The following is an 18107-nucleotide window of genomic DNA, read 5'->3' as shown; positions in this document are numbered from 1 at the left end:
TAGTCATCCTTGCCGGGGTGGGATGACGAAATCATTTTTCCAAAATCAGATTTCCGTCCCACTCCCTCTTGTTTATTGTGTCTTTACATACTTTGTGGTTCAACTATATTAAATGTTAAGCCATCATCTGTTAAATCAACTTGTACAGTAGTTCCTTCAGGTAAATTTTCTCTAATCATTGTTCGTGCCAATGGTGTTTCAATTTGTGATTGTATAAAGCGTTTTAATGGTCTCGCACCAAATTGTGGTTCGTAGGCTTCACTACCTAGCCATGCTTGTGCTTCTGGTGACACTTTAATTGTTATACGTTGGTCTAACAATCTGTTATTTAACTGTGCTAATAGTTTATCAACAATATGACCCATATCTTCTACAGATAATGGTTTAAATAATACAATGTCATCCATTCTATTTAAAATTTCTGGTTTGAAATATTGGTTTAAACTATCCATCACTGCTTTTTCTGTAGCTTCAGTAATGAAACCTGTATCTTTCACTTGTTCTAACAATACTTGAGAACCAATATTACTTGTCATAATGATAATCGTATTTTTGAAATCAACACTTCGCCCTTTGGAATCAGTTAAGCGTCCTTCATCTAATATTTGCAATAATACGTTAAAGACGTCTGAATGTGCCTTTTCAATTTCATCAAGCAAAATTACTGAGTATGGATTGCGGCGAACCGCTTCTGTCAATTGTCCACCTTCGTCATGACCCACATAACCTGGAGGCGCTCCAATAAGACGAGACACAGAGTGTTTCTCCATATATTCACTCATATCTATACGAATCATATGTTTTTCTGAATCAAATAATGTCGATGCTAAAGACTTAGCTAATTCTGTTTTCCCTACACCTGTAGGACCTAAAAATAAAAAGCTCCCTATCGGTCTTTGAGGATCTTTAATACCTGCTCTAGCTCTTACTACAGCATCAGATACTAAATCTACTGCTTTGTCTTGACCTACTACGCGTTGATGCAATATTTCTGATAAATTCAATAATTTTTCGCGTTCTGTTTCTACTAATTTGGATACTGGAATACCAGTCCATGAACTTACAATATCGCCTATTTCTTCATCTGATACGATTTCACGAATGATACGCTCATTGTCTTCATTTTGTTCATCTTGAAAAGCTTCCTCTAAATCTCTTAATTCTTTTTCTAATTCAGGAATTTTACCATGTTTCAATTCAGCAGCACGTTCAAGATTATAATTATTTTCTGCGTCTTCTAACGCCTTTCTATTTTCATCTAATTCAGTACGTTTTTCTTGTAGTTTCGCAATTTTTTCTTTTTCTTGTTCAACACGTGACTGAATGGCACTTTGCTTTTCTTTTTCATTCGCTAATTCTTCTTGCAATTCATGTAATCTTTGTTTACTTGCATTATCAGATTCATTTTTCAATGCACTTTCTTCAATTTCTAATTGCATTACACGACGATTAACTTGATCTAATTCTGTAGGGTTCGAACCCATCTCAGTACGAATCGTTGCACAGGCTTGGTCAACAAGATCAATTGCTTTATCCGGTAAAAAACGATCAGTAATATAACGATCAGACAGTTCTGCTGCTGCGACGAGTGCACGGTCTTGAATACGTACACCATGATATACTTCATAACGTTCTTTAAGTCCACGTAAAATTGAAATAGTATCTTCTACATCTGGTTCTGATACATTTACTTTTTGGAAACGACGCTCTAAAGCAGAATCTTTTTCAATATATTCACGATATTCATTTAAAGTTGTTGCCCCAATACAATGAAGTTCGCCACGAGCTAACATAGGTTTTAACATGTTACCGGCATCCATCGCGCCTTCTGTTTTACCTGCACCAACTAACATATGAATTTCATCAATAAATAATATGATTCGGCCATCTGATTCTTTAACTTCTTTTAACACTGCTTTTAAGCGCTCTTCGAATTCACCACGGTATTTTGCGCCTGCAACTAATGCACTTAAATCCAATTCAAAAATAGTCTTATCTAACAAAGAATCAGGTACATCTTTACGTACAATTCTTTGGGCTAGGCCTTCAACAATTGCAGTTTTACCAACACCTGGTTCACCAATTAATACTGGATTATTTTTAGTTTTTCTACTTAAAATACGTATAGCATTTCGTATTTCTTCATCTCTACCAATGACTGGATCCATATTCCCTTGTCTTACTTCTTCAACAAGGTCACGGCCATATTTTTCTAAGGCTTCAAAATTTACTTCTGGATTTTGTGTTGTCACATGGTTTCCTCCTCTAACTTTTTTAATAATTTCTGTAATAACTTCTTGTTTGTTACCTATTGCTTCACGTGTAATACTGTCTACTTCCATTGCTGCTAACAACAAATGTTCCATTGAAATATATTCATCTTCATATGTGTTCATATATTGTTCTGCTGTATTCAATAATTTATTAGCGTTTTGACTTATATATTGCCCATATTGCACATGTTCACCTTGTACAGTTGGATAATTACTTAATTTACTATCATACTGTAGTGCTAAACTTTCAGTATCAATATTTGCTCTATCTAAAACATTTTTAAATAAACTATCCGATTCTGTTAAGGCTGCTTTTAATATAGCTTCAATTTCAATATTTTGGTTTTCATAGTTTTTAGCGATTTCAATAGCTTGTTGTAAAACACTTTGTACTTTATAGGTCATTTGATTAATATCCAAATAAACTCACCCCTGTATCATTAAGTGTAGGTCAAGGTTAACTATCTTTGACTTTGACTTTCTTTGACCTTAATTAAATTATATACCTTTCTGTTGCTAATATCAACTAAAAAACATCATTCGTATGCCGCTAATTTTCTCTTTTTTGTTATACACAAATTAGTACAAATTTAATCGAAATCGTGGCATCAAATTAATCAGTAGCTTCCAATTGTACCAATGCGCCAAATTTTTGCTGACACTCCGTGAACTGAATATACGCTATCAACATGATGATTTCTTCGTCAGTCATTACTTTATAAAGCTCCTGAAATAGATAATCAGGTATGTTCGTCCCCATTGTCATATATACTTCTGTAAAACCAATTGCTGTCAGTTCTTTTGGATTAAATTGTGCTTTACTACCTTCTGGTTTTCCTTTGCTCTTACAATATGAACAACCACTTTGGTGTGCCAACATTCTTCTAATTTCCTCCACCACTTTAGGTTGTAAATGTAAGTTTTGTTCAATCGTTTGGGCTAATGTTGTCCAACTCTGTAATAATTGTTCGTTATGACCTAGTAATTGTTGATACGGTGTTTCACCTAATTCACTTAATTTTATTAAAGTCATATGTCCACCTCCTATTATGAAGTTTATATAACTAAACGTCTTTCATCCTTATGTTTTATTAGGTATAATTAATAAAAACTTTATTATTTGAGGTATTATTATTCATGGACGTAATCGACAATAAAATCATTTCTGTGCTACAAACGAATAGTAAAATATCGTTGTCTGAATTGAGTGACCTTGTACATTTATCATCACCTTCAGTACGTGAACGAATCAATAAACTCTTAGAGACCGGTATTATTAAAAAATATACAATTGACATTGATTACACTTTGTTAGGTTATACTATTGAAGTTATTATGCACATTACTATTAAAAATAATTTATATAAAGACTTCAAACTTTTTATTAATAACCAATCTGATGTTGATTTTTGTTATAGAGTTTCTGGTTCATCTTGCTTTTTAGTTAAAATGCATTTTCAATCAATGTCAGCAGTTGAACAATGTATCGATGATATGCAACGTTATGGTCACACGCACACACAATTTATTTTGTCACAAGTTAAATAAAACCAATCTCGAATGGCTATTCACCTTTCGGATTGGTTTTATCATAACTCAATTGATATTTAATTTTCTCCAACAAAAAAAGACTTAACATGTCCAATGATGTCTAAACATCTATGAACATAATTAAGTCTTTACTAAAAATTGAGCTTAGCCAATGCCTAATGCAATTTTAGCATAACGAGACATTTTATCTTTATCCCAAGGCGGGCTCCATACAACATTAACTTCAGTATCTGCAATTTCAGGTATTTCAGCTAATACCATTTTAATTTGATTTATAATTTGAGGTCCCATTGGACATCCCATAGAAGTCAATGTCATTTCAACGGTACATAATCCTTCATCATCTACATCTACATTATATACTAAGCCTAAATTAACTATATCAATACCAAGCTCTGGGTCGATAACCATCTCTAAGGCATTTAAAATACTATCTTTAAGTCCTTCATCCATTTGTAATCACCTCTTCGTAATTAATCTTAATTAACAATATATCAAATATCTTACAAAACGCCAATAAAATGCTATGATATTGTTACATTAAATTTTAATATCAACTTAAGGAGACATATATGAAACCTTATTTAATTTGTTTAGATTTAGATGGTACTTTATTAAACGATGATAAACAGATTTCACCTTATACAAAAACAATACTTAACACATTACAAGCACAGGGACACAAACTAATGATTGCTACTGGGCGTCCTTATCGTGCTAGTCAAACTTATTACCATGAATTGAATATGAACACACCTGTAGTCAATTTTAACGGAGCATATGTACATCATCCAAAAGATGACAATTTTAGATCAGTTCATGAAGAATTAGATTTAGAGCTTGCTACAAGCATTATTCAATCATTGAAAGACTATGGTGTCAGTAATATTATTGCTGAAATCAAAGATCATGTTTTTATTGATAACTTTGACCAAAAATTATTTGATGGTTTTTCAATGGGCAGCCCTACTGTTGAAACTGGAGATTTATTACAAACACTAACTGCTTCACCAACGTCGATTTTAGTTGAAGCAGAAGAAGTTATGATTCCACGAATTAAACAAATGCTATCACGCTTTTATGCTGAAAGCATTGAACATCGTCGTTGGGGATCACCATTTCCTGTTATTGAAATAGTGGGTAAAAATATTAGTAAAGCTAGAGGTATAGATGCGGTTAAATCTTACCTTGATATTGAACGCTCCAATATTATTGCATTTGGCGATGAGGATAACGACTTAGAAATGATTAAATATGCACAACATGGCGTTGCAATGGAAAATGGTTTAGACGAACTAAAACATGTTTCAAATCATGTTACTTATTCTAACAATGATGATGGTATCGGCCGTTATCTTAATGAATTTTTCAATTTAAACATCGCTTATGAACAAGTTATAAATTCACGTATCTAACTATCGAGGTTATACAAATATTACTCAATAAGGAGGCCGAAAATATTATGAATCACATTGTTGTAGTTGGTGCGGTTGCAGGTGGTGCAACTGTCGCGAGTCAAATTAGACGTTTGGATCATAATAGTGAAATCACAGTCTTTGAAAAAGATCGTGATATGAGTTTTGCTAATTGTGGCTTGCCTTATTATTTAGGAAACATTGTCGAATCACGTGATGCAATACTCGAAGCAACTCCCGAAGCTTTTTATAATGCTAAACAAATAACAGTTAAGCCCTATCATGAAGTTATAGCTATTAATGATGATAACCAAACTGTTACTGTGCATGACTATCAAAAAGATGAAGTCTTTCATGTTAACTATGATACATTAATTTTAAGCCCTGGATGTAGTGCACGTTCACTTCCTCTTGATAATGACATAGTCTTTACTCTACGCAATATGGAAGATACTGATGCCATTGAGTCCTTTATACAAGACAATCAAGTCCAACGTGCGTTAATAGTTGGTGCCGGTTATATCAGTTTAGAAGTGTTAGATAATTTGTATGAACGTGGAATTACACCTACATTAATACATCGTTCTGAGCATATTAATAAATTAATGGATAATGATATGAACGAACCTATCATCGAATCATTGAAAGAGCGTAATATAACTTATCATTTCAATGAAGAAATAGATACCATTAAAGGCAAAACTGTGTATTTTAAATCAGGCCACCACGAAGACTTTGACCTCGTCATTACTGGTGTGGGTGTTGAGCCAAACTCAAACTTTATTAAAGCGTCAAATGTTACTTTAGATAGCCACGGCTATATTCCTGTTAATGATAAATTTGAAACGAATATCGAAAATATCTATGCACTCGGTGATATTATTACTTCACGTTATCGTCATGTCGATTTACAAGCACACGTACCACTTGCGTGGGGTGCTCATCGTGCAGCGAGTATTATCGCAGAACAAATTGCCGGTAATCCACAAATTCAATTCAAAGGATTTTTAGGCAGTAATATTGTTAAGTTTTTTGATTATACATTTGCGAGCGTAGGTGTGACACCTAATGAATTAAAATATTTTGACTATAGTATGGTTGAGCTTAAACAAGGTAAACATGCTGGTTATTACCCAGGAAACACAAAAATTCACTTACGTGTTTATTTTGATAAAAATACACGCCAACTATTACGAGCAGCAGCAGTAGGTAAAGCTGGTGTCGATAAACGTATTGATACTTTATCCGTAGCAATGGCTAATCAGATGACAGTAGATGATTTAACAGATATTGAAGTAGCTTATGCGCCACCATATAGCCATCCTAAAGACTTAATCAATATGATTGGTTATAAAGCACGCAATAAATAATAAATACATCGCAAACATTATTGATACTTGAGGTATTTCAGAACGTAGATAGACCCTTCGCATTAATTTGCGAAGGGTTTATTTATGTTCTAGTTAGATATTATTTTTATGGAATATTAGCAGTAGTTTATGCCGACTCCTGCGGGAAGAGCACTCGTCGCAGACTACAGGCTTAGTCAGTGCCACGGAAAGCGTGCATAAAAAAACTGCCAACAAAGCCAGAGACTCTGTAGACAGTCTGAAACTAATTTTATTTAATTGAGTTGTGTTTAAAATATAAAACTCAGCTTCTTTGGTCATTGCTATTCATTATTACATACCAAATAGTTGAGAAATTGGTCCCCAAGGTAAAATGATGCCTAATAACATAGTAATGATAATTACAATAATAGTAGCCCATAAAATGCCATGACTGGCTTGCCCTTTTTTACGCTTAATTAATGCAGTTTCCATTAATGCTACTGAAGCAATACCACCTACCATTTTTAACGTTAGTAACATGTGTCCGCCACCTTGTGAACCCGAAGAAAACTCTTGAATAAGTAACCATAAACCACTAAATAAAACTAAGACCATAAAAACTCTTAATAACATATGAATAGGTTTAAAATATGGTGTTGCACCTTGCTTTTCTGAAAAGTTGAAGTACGCTGCAAAAAATAAAATAATTGCAACTACCCAACTTAATATATGCATGTGTATCATGCTATCCCTCCACACAATTTTATAATTTCATATTTATTTTATCATACATTAATTAATACACAATCGTTGAACTATCATCATATCAAATAAAAAAAGACAAAGTTTTTAGGTGAAATTTATTACCTAAAAACTTTGTCTCTTTTTTAATTCTTATTTTTCAATAAAGTTAGTTAATGTACCTATGTTATCGATTGTCACTTTGACTTCGTCACCAGGCTGTAAAAATTGAGGAGGGTTCATGCCCGCGCCAACACCTGCTGGCGTACCAGTAGCAATAATATCTCCTGGGTGCAATGCTACATATTTAGAAATTTCTTCAATTAATTCATCAATTTTTAAAATCATTTCAGATGTATTACCATCTTGACGAATTTCATTGTTTACTTTAGTCACGATATTAACATCTTCTGGTGTCGGTAATTCATCTTTGGTAACAATATAAGGACCAATTGGACAACCACCAGTCAAACTTTTAGATAGAAAGGCTTGTGCATGCTTATTTTGAGCCGTACGATCAGTAATATCATTAATGATGGTATAACCATATACATAATCTAAAGCAAGACCTTTAGGGATTTTTTCTCCAGCTTTTCCAATGACAATACCTAATTCACCTTCGTAATCTAATTCTGAAGTAATATCTTGATGGTTAGGTATCGTACTATTATCACCAGCTAAAGATGATGCGGCTTTAGTAAATACATATAAACGTTGTACTTCATTATTCAACTCATCTGCATGTTTTTTATAATTACGTCCAAAAGCAATCACATTATTTGTCGGTGTTACAGGCGGTAAAAATTCAAGTTCAGAAAATGGCACTTTATATTGCTCAGCTTGTCCACTGTCTTCAGCAGCAACAACTGCTTTTCTCACTTGTTCTTGAAAATCTACTGTTTGGTTTTGTTGTAAACCTTGTAATAATGTTTTGGGATTAAACTCACCTTCCGCGAAGTCTGCAAAGACGTGTTTCAAATTCCATGCGGCTTCTTCACGTTTTACCTTAACACCGAAAGATGTATGTCCTTCATGTCTGAATGATAGAAATTTCATTCAATATCAGCTCCTCATCTGTATCTTAATTCATATTATAACTAAATTTACGCTTAAATAACAAATAAATGAATAAGGAATAATCTAAATATTCATTTTCTTTAAAAAATTTGATGGCATGCCAACTTGTCTTTCTTTAAAATCATTAAGCTCTTAAAAAATTTTCCTAAGAGCGCTATACCAATCATCACCTTATTTCAAGTAGGTAAATTTACGCCAAATCCATTCAAACGATCCTTGTTTATAACGTTTTAAATATAAATAACTTACTACCAGTTGAACCATATACACTAAAATTGCGAGTGTATAAGATTGAGCTAAGGTTAATTTATTGTATAAACCGAAACCAGCACCTGTATAAATATATAAAAAGATAATACTTTGTGTTAAATATACACTCATACTCAGTTTTCCTGGAAAAGCGAACACAGACAGCCAGTTTTTTCCTTTGACTGTTTGACATAAATAACAAAATACTAAAATGTAACCAGTAGCCACAATTGGACCTGCTAATAATGATGATACTAATTTATACGTCTCATCAGCATAATAAATTACACTTGGTAGTTTATAAATATAGCCAACTACAATTGCCAAAATTCCCCATTTTAAATATTTTTGTGGTACTGCTCTAATATGTGAAATTAAGTCAAATTTTTGTGCTGCTATTCCAATTAAAATGTACGGTAAAAATTCAAATATAGCAGATATTGTTAAAGTATCTAAAATGGAATAATTATTTTCTTCCATATTAATAGGTAAGAAATCTAAATAACTACTACTTTGACGACTGTTAATAAGGTCTTGTACGCTATGGCTTAACATATTGAAAGAGTTATCAGGACCATACATAGCATGTAAAATAACGACTGGCATTAGTATCACTATGATTTTCACCATAAATAAAATTAATGCAATACTTGTTAGAGTATTTTTTGATAACTTTATTAATAGCACTGCAACCATTCCTGTTACTGCATACGTAAATAAGATATCTCCACTGAATATAAAATAGCCATGCAGTAATCCAACTACTAATAAAAAAAATAAGCGTCGGTAAATAATTGGATAAAAGCGTAGTTGTTTACGCTGTGTATTTTGATACATAATTGCCAGTCCATAACCGAATAAAAATGTAAAAATTGGATAAAATGAACTGATGATAATTAATTTGACACTTCTAATAATGGTTACATCAAAACCAGATAAATGTTTTGTTAAATCAATATTGTCGTACGGAAAACTGAAAATCAAAATATTCATAAGCACAATACCTAGCAAACTCATACCACGTAGTGCGTCTAACTCAAATAATCGCTGTGGACGATTCATGACAATCCTCCTTAATCCTCTATCGAAAGTTGACCATATTTAAAGAAATACAAATAGCCTTTTACTTGTTTGTCTAATATGGTTTCTAGTGTTTTTTGGTAATAGGTCATTTGTATTTTATAACGTTGCCGTAATTGCTCACCTATTTCTTGGTCAGTCATGCCTCGTCTCCTATTAAATGCATCTGTCTTATAATCTACAAAATAATATTGATTATCTTTGACAAAAATAAGATCAATCATACCTTGAATAATTGAAATATCTTCATCTTCATCAAAGTTTTGATCTACTTTACTTTGATTGACAATAAATGGTAGTTCCCTAAAAATATAATCACTATGTGTTATTGTGTTATATAATTCACTGTGTGTAAATTGGATAATTTCACCAATATTGACATCATTTTTATCTGCTTCAGCTATAATATTTTTAGCAACTAATTGATCTAAATATTGGTCTAACTCGCTTTCAGTTAAACCACCTTCTTGAAATGGTAAATGTTGCATCACTGTATGCATTAGTGTTCCGATTTCGTTTGCTCGTCGTTTTACATTTTGTGCTAAAAATGCTGGACGCTCATACGCAGCAGAACCAATGCTATACTGTCTAACACGATCATAATTTGTGCCTGCTTCTTCTGTTTCTAATTGTCTCTTTAATTCAGATACTGATTGTTTAGACGCTTTAACAATATCTTTTGGATAAGGATATTCATAAGCTAACTGATGATATATTTGTTGCTGTTGTTCTTGGTTAGCTTCACTGTTTACAATATCAGTAACCGAACGTGCGCTATTAGTACTATGCTCCGTTTCATTAGCAATATCTTCGTAATGGTCAACATTCAATGTCACACGTGGTTGCAATTCTACAGGTAAGTCAGTTATCTGATTTTCAAATCTCAATTCCCTAGGTAACTCAGAAGATTGATATTTCGCTAATATAGGATAAATTAATTCAATTGGCCTTTGGGCAGTTAACCTATAACTAACAGGTAAATGATTGTCAGAAACTACAGTTTGGACGAGTTTATCTAAATCAGCTTCATCTTTAACTCTACCTATTAAAAATAATTGCTCTTTGGCACGTGTCAATGCTACATAAATCAATCGCATTTCTTCAGAGATCAATTCTTTTTCCGCTATAGCTTTTATAGTCACAGACGCGAGTGATGGAAATGTAATATTAGTAGCTACATCAAAATATTGCATTCCAATACCATATTGTTGATTTAAAATAATTTGTTTAGTTAAATCATTTTTTCGAAATTGTTTCGATAGTCCTGAATAGATAACAAATGGAAATTCTAATCCTTTACTACTATGGACAGTCATCATTCGAACGACATCATCATTCGGACCAATAACATTTTCCTCACCGAAATCTTTTCCACGTTCAATTAATTCATCAATGAAACGGATAAATTGGTATAATCCACGAAAACTTGTATTTTCAAATTCGACTGCTTTATTAAATAAACCATATAAATTAGCGCGTCGCCCTTTACCACCAATTAACCCACTAAAATACTGAATAACAAAATGATCATTATAAAATTTATCAATCAATTGATACACAGGATGATGTTGACTATATATTTGATATGCCGCAATATCATCCATAAAACGTTGCAATTTTTTAACGAGCCTTTTGTTAGCCAATTCGTGCTTCATATACTGTTCGATTGATTGGTAAAAGTAATCATCATTCGGGCTAAAGACACGAATATTAGAGAGCTCCACCTCTGTAAATTGGTAAATGACAGAACGCATTAGTCCTACTAGATAAATATCTTGTAATGGATTATCAACTGTTCGTAAAAATGACAATATAAGGCGCACTTCTGTTTGCTCAAAATAACCTTCCTTACTATTCACATGAAAAGGTATATCATGATCTTTAAATGCTTGTTGTAATCGTCTTGCTTGACCATATGTTCGCTCTAAAATGACAATATCTTTATATGAAGGTTTACGATAACTTTGTGTTTTCATATCATACACTTCGCGTTCATTCATAATAGTTTGAACTTGTTGCACGATATATTCAGCTTCTTGTTCCGTTCCTGTTAATCCTGATTGTGCATCCTCTACTAATGTATTTAACTGAAGTGGCATCGGCTGATCATCATACGGTGCACCATTATATAAACGAGCAGCTTGATCATAGACAATTTCACCCACCGCTTCATCCATCATATGATCAAACAGATAGTTTGTAGTGTGCAAAACGCCTGGACGAGATCTAAAATTTTGCGATAAATCTATACGTAAACCACTGCTACTACCGTCTAACGAAAAATCATTATATTTTTCAATAAAAAGACTAGGATCTGCTTGTCTGAATTTATAGATAGACTGTTTAACGTCTCCTACCATAAAGAGGTTTCCATTATGCGCATCACCTTTTTTGATACACGATAGAATTTTTTCTTGCACTCTATTAGTATCTTGATATTCATCCACAAGAATTTCGTCTATTTGATCACTTAAGTTCTGTGCAATTTCAGATATAGTTCCATCTTCATTCATTAGAATTTGCAATGCAAAATGTTCATAATCTGAAAAGTCTACCAAGTTTCTACTTCGCTTTTTATGATTGAATTGCTCTATTACATCAGTCGTAATTGTTGCCAAATATTCTACACGTGGTGCTAATTTTTTCATTTCAGCCGTTAAATCACTTGCGGAACGCGCAAAATAATCTTCTTTAACCTTAGTAACAAATGCTTTGTATTGATCATAATACTTTTTGGCGTCATCATAAACGTCAATCATCATCTCGTTTGCTTCTTTAATTGCCTTATTTTTGGCAGGAAAGCGTGCTTCAAATTGATGATTAACTAATTGTTCTGTATTCAGTTGCCCACCTTCTATAACTTCCGCCATAAAACGTCTTTCTTGATCTATAACTGCGACTTGTTTATCTACAGCTTCGAGCATCATAAATAGATCATAACTTTTATTTAATGCTTCTTGCGCTGAAGTGATAAAAATCATTGCTAAGTCATTAAGTAACGTTAAATATTGTTGTTGTGCGTCATCATTTTCATAAGGATATGATAATGATTGCAACCATGTACGTGGGCTAGGATTAGCAATACTAAAGTAGTACATTTGTTTAATCATGTTTCTAAATGCTTCATCATTACGATCTGACGACAGTTGTTCTGTTAAATCTACAAAATGTGGATCCAATTGATCATAATGTGTTTCTAACACTTCATCTATAGTTTGTTCTAGCAGTAGTATGTTTTCCGCTTCGCTACTCGTTCTAAAATTAGGATCTATATCTAACACATCATAATGTTGCTGAATTAACTTCAAACAAAAACTATGTAGCGTCGATATTTGTGCTTGATGAATTTTAATACGTTGATTTTTTAAATGTGTATTATTTGGATCATCATATGACGCCTCTTTGATACGCTGTTCCACACGTGCTTTCATTTCACGAGCACTGGCATTAGTAAAGGTTACTACTAATAATCTGTCTACATCGATACCATCCGTAATAATACGTTGAATAATACGCTCTACTAATACAGCAGTTTTACCAGAGCCAGCTGCTGCTGCCACTAGTATATCTTGCCCTTTAGCATAGATACTTTTCCACTGATTATCGGTCCATTGTGCATCAGTAGGTTTATTCGGAATCTGATTCATTAGTGATATCTCCTTCATCTTCTATATCATCAGCATGTATTGCATCAAGTGGATTTATCGATTCATCAACGTGACGATAACGTTTTTGATCAATCATGCCATCTACATGACACACTGATTTATAGTTACAATATTGACATGGTAAGGTTTGATCATATTTTAAAGGTGCAATTTCTGTATGACCGTCCATAATATTCGAAGCCGTTTCGATAAAATTACGTTTATTCCGTGCAATAAATTTATAAATAGTGTCTTCATCAGCAACTTTACTATTACTTCTAATGCCACCATCTTTCTTTAAAGCCACTGGTACGATGTCAGAGACAAAACTTGGTTCTAGTCGTGTATCAAAGGCATGTAAAGCAGTACTGTCACTATTTAATAACCCATTTAATTTAAATGAGTTTATAAATTCACTATTTCTTTTATCCTCAGTTAACTCTTTCCAAGCTAATTTAATACGTGGTTCATGCACATGGAAGTAAAGCAATCCACCAGGTTTTGTTGCATTAGTTAAACCTAAACGATTTTTATTTTGTAAAACAATATCCATATATGTCATCATTTGCATTTGCATACCATAATATACTTTTGTTAAATCTAATGTTCCACTATACTTCGAAGACTTATAATCAATAATATTAACAAAACTTTCCGCACCTTCTGTGTAAGTATCGATACGGTCAATTTGTCCTCTAATATTAATTGGAATACCTTGCTTAGTAATTAATGGTTCTGCATACAATTCGTCATTACTACGTGGATTTTTACGGAATCCCGCTTCAAATCGTTGTGGAAGAAACTTTGTATGGCTCCCTTGATATTGTAAAGCCGTTAATGTTGTTTCAACGATTGCTCCAATACGTTGTGATAAATAACGGTAATATGCTGTTGAATTTAATACATTGAATTGTACCTCTGGCAGTATCACTTGTAACGCTTGCGTAGTTAATCGTTGAATTTGTTGCTGCGTTAACTGTTTAAACTCGCCTTGTACTTTGTCAGAAATATATTTTAGCACTTGGTGGAAAATATCCCCCAAGTCAAAATTTTGCAATTTATATTTTGTACGCTCATTTAACCTCAAACCATGTGAAGCAAAATGTTTAAATGGACAAGCTAGATAGCCTTCAAATCTAGATACACTAGCATTTATAGATTTGCCATACAATGACTGTGCCAATTCATTATCTAATTGAGCTGTTTCATTATCGTAAGTAAGTGCAGTTAATAAATAATCCAAACCTTCATTTAAACGTTCATCTCGATACATAACTTGATACGTATCAAGCCATGTTTCTGCTACTATTTCTTCATTGAGCCATGATTTTAATGCTTCGAATAAGGCAATTTTAGTTTGGTGTGGATGTTGCATTAACGTCAATGGTTGCGCTTGATGTAAATGTGAAATATTTTCAATTTCTAAGTTTGAAAATAGTGACTGTATTTGTTGAATAAAAGGACTTGCTTCTTTTTCGTCCCCTTTAACACCCATTAAACTATATGAAAAAGTAACTGCTTCGGTACTACGAGTCATTGCTATATAACATACAAATGCTTCATCCATTTGTAATATGTCAGCTGTGGGACTCAATTCTATATCGGCGTTTGCTTGGAAGTATTTTTTCTCTTCATCCGTTATTAAACTAGATGCCGATACTGCCTGTGGCAACACACCATCGTTCACACCAACTAAGTAAACATGTTGTTTGTTATCTACTTTGGCCAAATCCATTGTACCGATACTGACTTGATCTAATGTTTGTGGAATCATATTAAACTCTAACTGATCCAGTCCAATGTCTAACAATTCTAAAAATCGCTGTTGTGACATTTCTTGATTATCGAACACTGTGACTAAATCATCTAAAGTTTGAATGAACCCTTGCCATACTTGATCTAATGTTTCAGCATCTTCATGTTGCTCTGCTAAATCTAGGGCGTCTCTTTCAGCCATTAACTGACTTGGCAACTGAAAATCTTCCATTGCTTCATAAAAAGCAGTCGCAAATGCTCTCGCAGTTGTAGCATTATTCATATGTTGTTCAAATTGTAATATTTTATTTATTACGCTATCTTTTAATTTAATCACACGCTCATAGGCTTCACGTGTTTCGTCAGTTAACGGTTGGCGTTTTAAGCCCATTTTATTAAATTGTTCAATTTGAAAATAGTGTGGATCGATCCAACGTTTACCGTAAATGCCTCGTTCTAATACAAAATTTTCTAAAATATGAATTAAATAATTACTATCTTTGAATTGTTGTGTTAGTACCCCTGACTTAAATACTCGCATCAAAGGCTCAAAATTCCATTGAGTTTGTAATACTTCAATTAATGAGCGAATCATTTCCATAACTGGGTGATGTGTCATGGGCGCTTTCGTATCTATATTAAATGGAATATCATACTGTGGTAAAATAGATTCCATTAAATATGCATATGTTTCATCACGATAAAGAATTGCAATATCTTGATAACGACGACCTTTATCGCGGTTTTCTTTAATAATTTGTCTTGCTACTTCATTAATTTCTTCTCGCATACTGGATGCTTCAAGTATCTGAACTCCTGCTTGATGCGTAGTTGGTTCATATTGTAATGCATTAAAATTGTGTTCCAACGTTTTTAAATCAGCATTTTGGTACCGGTACTGTGTTTGGAAATTTGATTTATGTAACGGTATATTCAATTCTTGTGCAATAGTTTCAATATGAGTCAATGCTTCCGAAGGCTTGCGGAATAAACTAAATGGATCTTTATCTCCATCTGTAGTTAATAGAATAGTGACACTTTTACTATGTTGAACAAGTGCTTTGATAATTGCATATTCTAACGTTGAAAAGTTGTGAAACCCATCAATGTAGATTTGTGCTCTTTTTAGCCATTGTGACTGTCCCATCACTTCTATAAAACGATTCAAACTATCTTCAGTAGAGACGTAATCTCCAGCAATGCGTTGCTCTAATTGCTTATATACTAATGCAATATCTTCTAATTTATGTTTTGTCCGTGTTTGTAATTCATTATCTGCTATGTATGTTTCTAACTGTTGCGGCGAAACGTTATACTTTTTAAAATCTTTAATTTGTTCGTGTAATTTTTCGCTAAAACCATAATATTTAACTTGTGATTTATATAAGCTTAATTCGTCCTTAAATTGTTGTAATATATCATAAATCATCATTTCAGTAGCTGCTTTTGATAATTGTTGTTCCATTAATCCGCCTACTTCTTGAAACACGCGGTGGCTCAAACGTTCAAAATGTAAAACTTCAGTTCTTAAGCTACCGTTTAATGCTGGGTCTTTTACAAAGGTTTGCTCTAATTGAAATGTACTTTGCGTAGGAGCAATTAAAATTATAGGATCACCTAATGGATCTTGTTTCATGGCTGTTTTTATCTGTTCTATCATTGCATATGATTTCCCAGTACCAGCCCTACCTACATAAGCATTTAATTCCATCGCTCGTCTCCACTCCTTTTGACTTATATCTTAACACATAACTAGGAGATTTTTATTCTGTTACTCTTGATATTTTATGAGATAAAGAAAGAAGAATTGCTAAAACTTCGTCTGTGTTAGTTAGCAATTCTTCTTATGTTTTTAACCTATTTATCATCAATTATTATTCATACTTTGTATCAGGATCAAAACCAAATTTAAACTCATCTAGTGGCCAGAAACTAAATGCTACTTTCCCTACAACTTGGTCATTATCAATAAGTCCAAATGAACGGCTATCTTTACTCACTTCACGATTGTCTCCTAAAACAAGTAATTTACCTTTAGGAATCGTTGTTTTATTACCATCTCTGACAAAGTCTTCAGGTTTATACGTACCTGTAATATATTCATACATTTTATGTTTCTCATTGTAATCTAAATATGGTTCATCTACTTTTTTGTCATTTACATATAATTGATCTTTTTTATATTCAATTTTATCACCAGGTGTACCAATTACACGCTTAACATAATCATCTGTTTTGTTGGCATGGAAGACAATTACATTGCCTTTTTTAATATCACCAAATTTATAACCAAATAGGTTGACGATAACACGTTCTCCATCTTTTAACGTGGGATCCATTGAGTCACCTTTTACAGTGTAAGGTTTGGCTACAAAGTTAATAATTAATAGCACTAATGCTACTGCAACAACAATTGATATAATCCATTCTGTTATTTCTTTTCTCACTCTTCACACCTCATATATTTATTTAAAGTTTACTGTAAACTCATCTAAAGGATAATACTTCAAGGCGACTTTGCCCACTATGTCTTTTTGTTGAATAAAACCATAATTTCGAGAATCAGCATCATGCTGGCGCTGATCATTCAACACAAAATATGAATTTGGGGGTACAATATCACTTTCAGAACCTTTGATTTTACGTAAGGTTAATGCGTCTATTCTATTATTAGCATAAGGTTCCTTTATTTGTCTATCATCTTTATAAAGCGTTCCCTTCTTATAAGCGATAGAATCTCCTGGTACTCCAATAATTCTGCTTACGTTTACCTTATCATTTTGACGATACATCACAATATCACCATTATCTAATTGCTTTATTAATGGTGCTACTTTATTTACAATAAGACGGTCTCCCGTCGACAATGTAGGCGACATACCTTGTTTATGAACGACTATACCAGTAATAACGAATGCTTGAATCAATAAAACTATAATAATCGCTATTATAATAGAAATCAAATTTTTCACTAACTTTTTCACGTGG

General features: G+C 32.9%; 13 protein-coding genes. 3 read left to right on the top strand and 10 right to left on the bottom strand.

Translation table 11 applies throughout. From position 1 onward, the window contains the following. Nucleotides 1–83: 83 nt before the first annotated feature. Nucleotides 84–2693: an ATP-dependent chaperone ClpB gene (clpB, locus tag CD036_RS05275; RefSeq protein ID WP_103388123.1), complete on the bottom strand. Its 2610-nt coding sequence runs from the start codon at nucleotides 2691–2693 to the stop codon at nucleotides 84–86. A gap of 193 nt (nucleotides 2694–2886) precedes the next feature. Continuing rightward, entirely contained in the window at nucleotides 2887–3306 is a 420-nt protein-coding gene (locus tag CD036_RS05270) for a carboxymuconolactone decarboxylase family protein (RefSeq protein ID WP_103388122.1), read from the bottom strand. A 104-nt stretch (nucleotides 3307–3410) separates the two neighbouring features. Between CD036_RS05270 and CD036_RS05265 the strand changes: the two genes are divergently transcribed. Beyond that, nucleotides 3411–3821: an Lrp/AsnC family transcriptional regulator gene (locus CD036_RS05265; RefSeq protein WP_002509328.1), complete on the top strand. Its 411-nt coding sequence runs from the start codon at nucleotides 3411–3413 to the stop codon at nucleotides 3819–3821. Nucleotides 3822–3968: 147 nt separating this feature from the next. Here the strand turns inward: CD036_RS05265 and CD036_RS05260 are convergent, their stop codons facing one another. After that, a complete protein-coding gene (locus CD036_RS05260) occupies nucleotides 3969–4277 on the bottom strand; it encodes a metal-sulfur cluster assembly factor (RefSeq protein WP_002509329.1) in 309 nt (102 codons plus the stop codon). Between the two features lie 119 nt (nucleotides 4278–4396). Here CD036_RS05260 and CD036_RS05255 point away from each other — a divergent pair, with 119 nt between their 5' ends. Further along, nucleotides 4397–5239 carry a Cof-type HAD-IIB family hydrolase gene (locus CD036_RS05255; RefSeq protein ID WP_103388121.1) on the top strand — a complete coding sequence of 281 codons (843 nt, stop codon included), beginning with the start codon at nucleotides 4397–4399 and terminating at the stop codon, nucleotides 5237–5239. Nucleotides 5240–5286: 47 nt separating this feature from the next. Further along, on the top strand, nucleotides 5287–6609 hold the full coding sequence (locus CD036_RS05250; protein WP_103388120.1) for a CoA-disulfide reductase: 1323 nt from the start codon (nucleotides 5287–5289) through the stop codon (nucleotides 6607–6609). 312 nt (nucleotides 6610–6921) lie between these two features. Here the strand turns inward: CD036_RS05250 and CD036_RS05245 are convergent, their stop codons facing one another. The 7 genes from CD036_RS05245 to lepB (CD036_RS05215) form a co-directional block, all read right to left on the bottom strand. Further along, nucleotides 6922–7314, bottom strand: a complete 393-nt coding sequence (locus tag CD036_RS05245; protein WP_002509332.1) for a YisL family protein — start codon at nucleotides 7312–7314, stop codon at nucleotides 6922–6924. 150 nt (nucleotides 7315–7464) lie between these two features. Beyond that, a complete protein-coding gene (locus CD036_RS05240; RefSeq protein WP_002509333.1) occupies nucleotides 7465–8367 on the bottom strand; it encodes a fumarylacetoacetate hydrolase family protein in 903 nt (300 codons plus the stop codon). A gap of 192 nt (nucleotides 8368–8559) precedes the next feature. Continuing rightward, nucleotides 8560–9699: a DUF418 domain-containing protein gene (locus CD036_RS05235; protein WP_002509334.1), complete on the bottom strand. Its 1140-nt coding sequence runs from the start codon at nucleotides 9697–9699 to the stop codon at nucleotides 8560–8562. A gap of 11 nt (nucleotides 9700–9710) precedes the next feature. Further along, on the bottom strand, nucleotides 9711–13364 hold the full coding sequence (gene addA, locus CD036_RS05230; RefSeq protein ID WP_103388119.1) for a helicase-exonuclease AddAB subunit AddA: 3654 nt from the start codon (nucleotides 13362–13364) through the stop codon (nucleotides 9711–9713). Beyond that, complete coding sequence (addB, locus tag CD036_RS05225) at nucleotides 13345–16830, bottom strand: helicase-exonuclease AddAB subunit AddB (RefSeq protein WP_103388118.1); 3486 nt, start codon at nucleotides 16828–16830, stop codon at nucleotides 13345–13347. The genes addA and addB overlap by 20 nt, the downstream gene beginning before the upstream one ends. A 163-nt stretch (nucleotides 16831–16993) precedes the next feature. After that, nucleotides 16994–17566 carry a signal peptidase I gene (gene lepB / locus CD036_RS05220; RefSeq protein ID WP_002509336.1) on the bottom strand — a complete coding sequence of 191 codons (573 nt, stop codon included), beginning with the start codon at nucleotides 17564–17566 and terminating at the stop codon, nucleotides 16994–16996. A gap of 18 nt (nucleotides 17567–17584) precedes the next feature. After that, on the bottom strand, nucleotides 17585–18103 hold the full coding sequence (gene lepB / locus CD036_RS05215; protein ID WP_002509337.1) for a signal peptidase I: 519 nt from the start codon (nucleotides 18101–18103) through the stop codon (nucleotides 17585–17587). Nucleotides 18104–18107 lie beyond the last annotated feature (4 nt).

It is taken from the genome of Staphylococcus arlettae, assembly GCF_002902345.1.
Classification (GTDB): domain Bacteria; phylum Bacillota; class Bacilli; order Staphylococcales; family Staphylococcaceae; genus Staphylococcus; species Staphylococcus arlettae.
The sequence above is the reverse complement of the archived record's forward strand: the minus strand, read 5'-3'. Positions and strand labels throughout refer to the sequence as shown.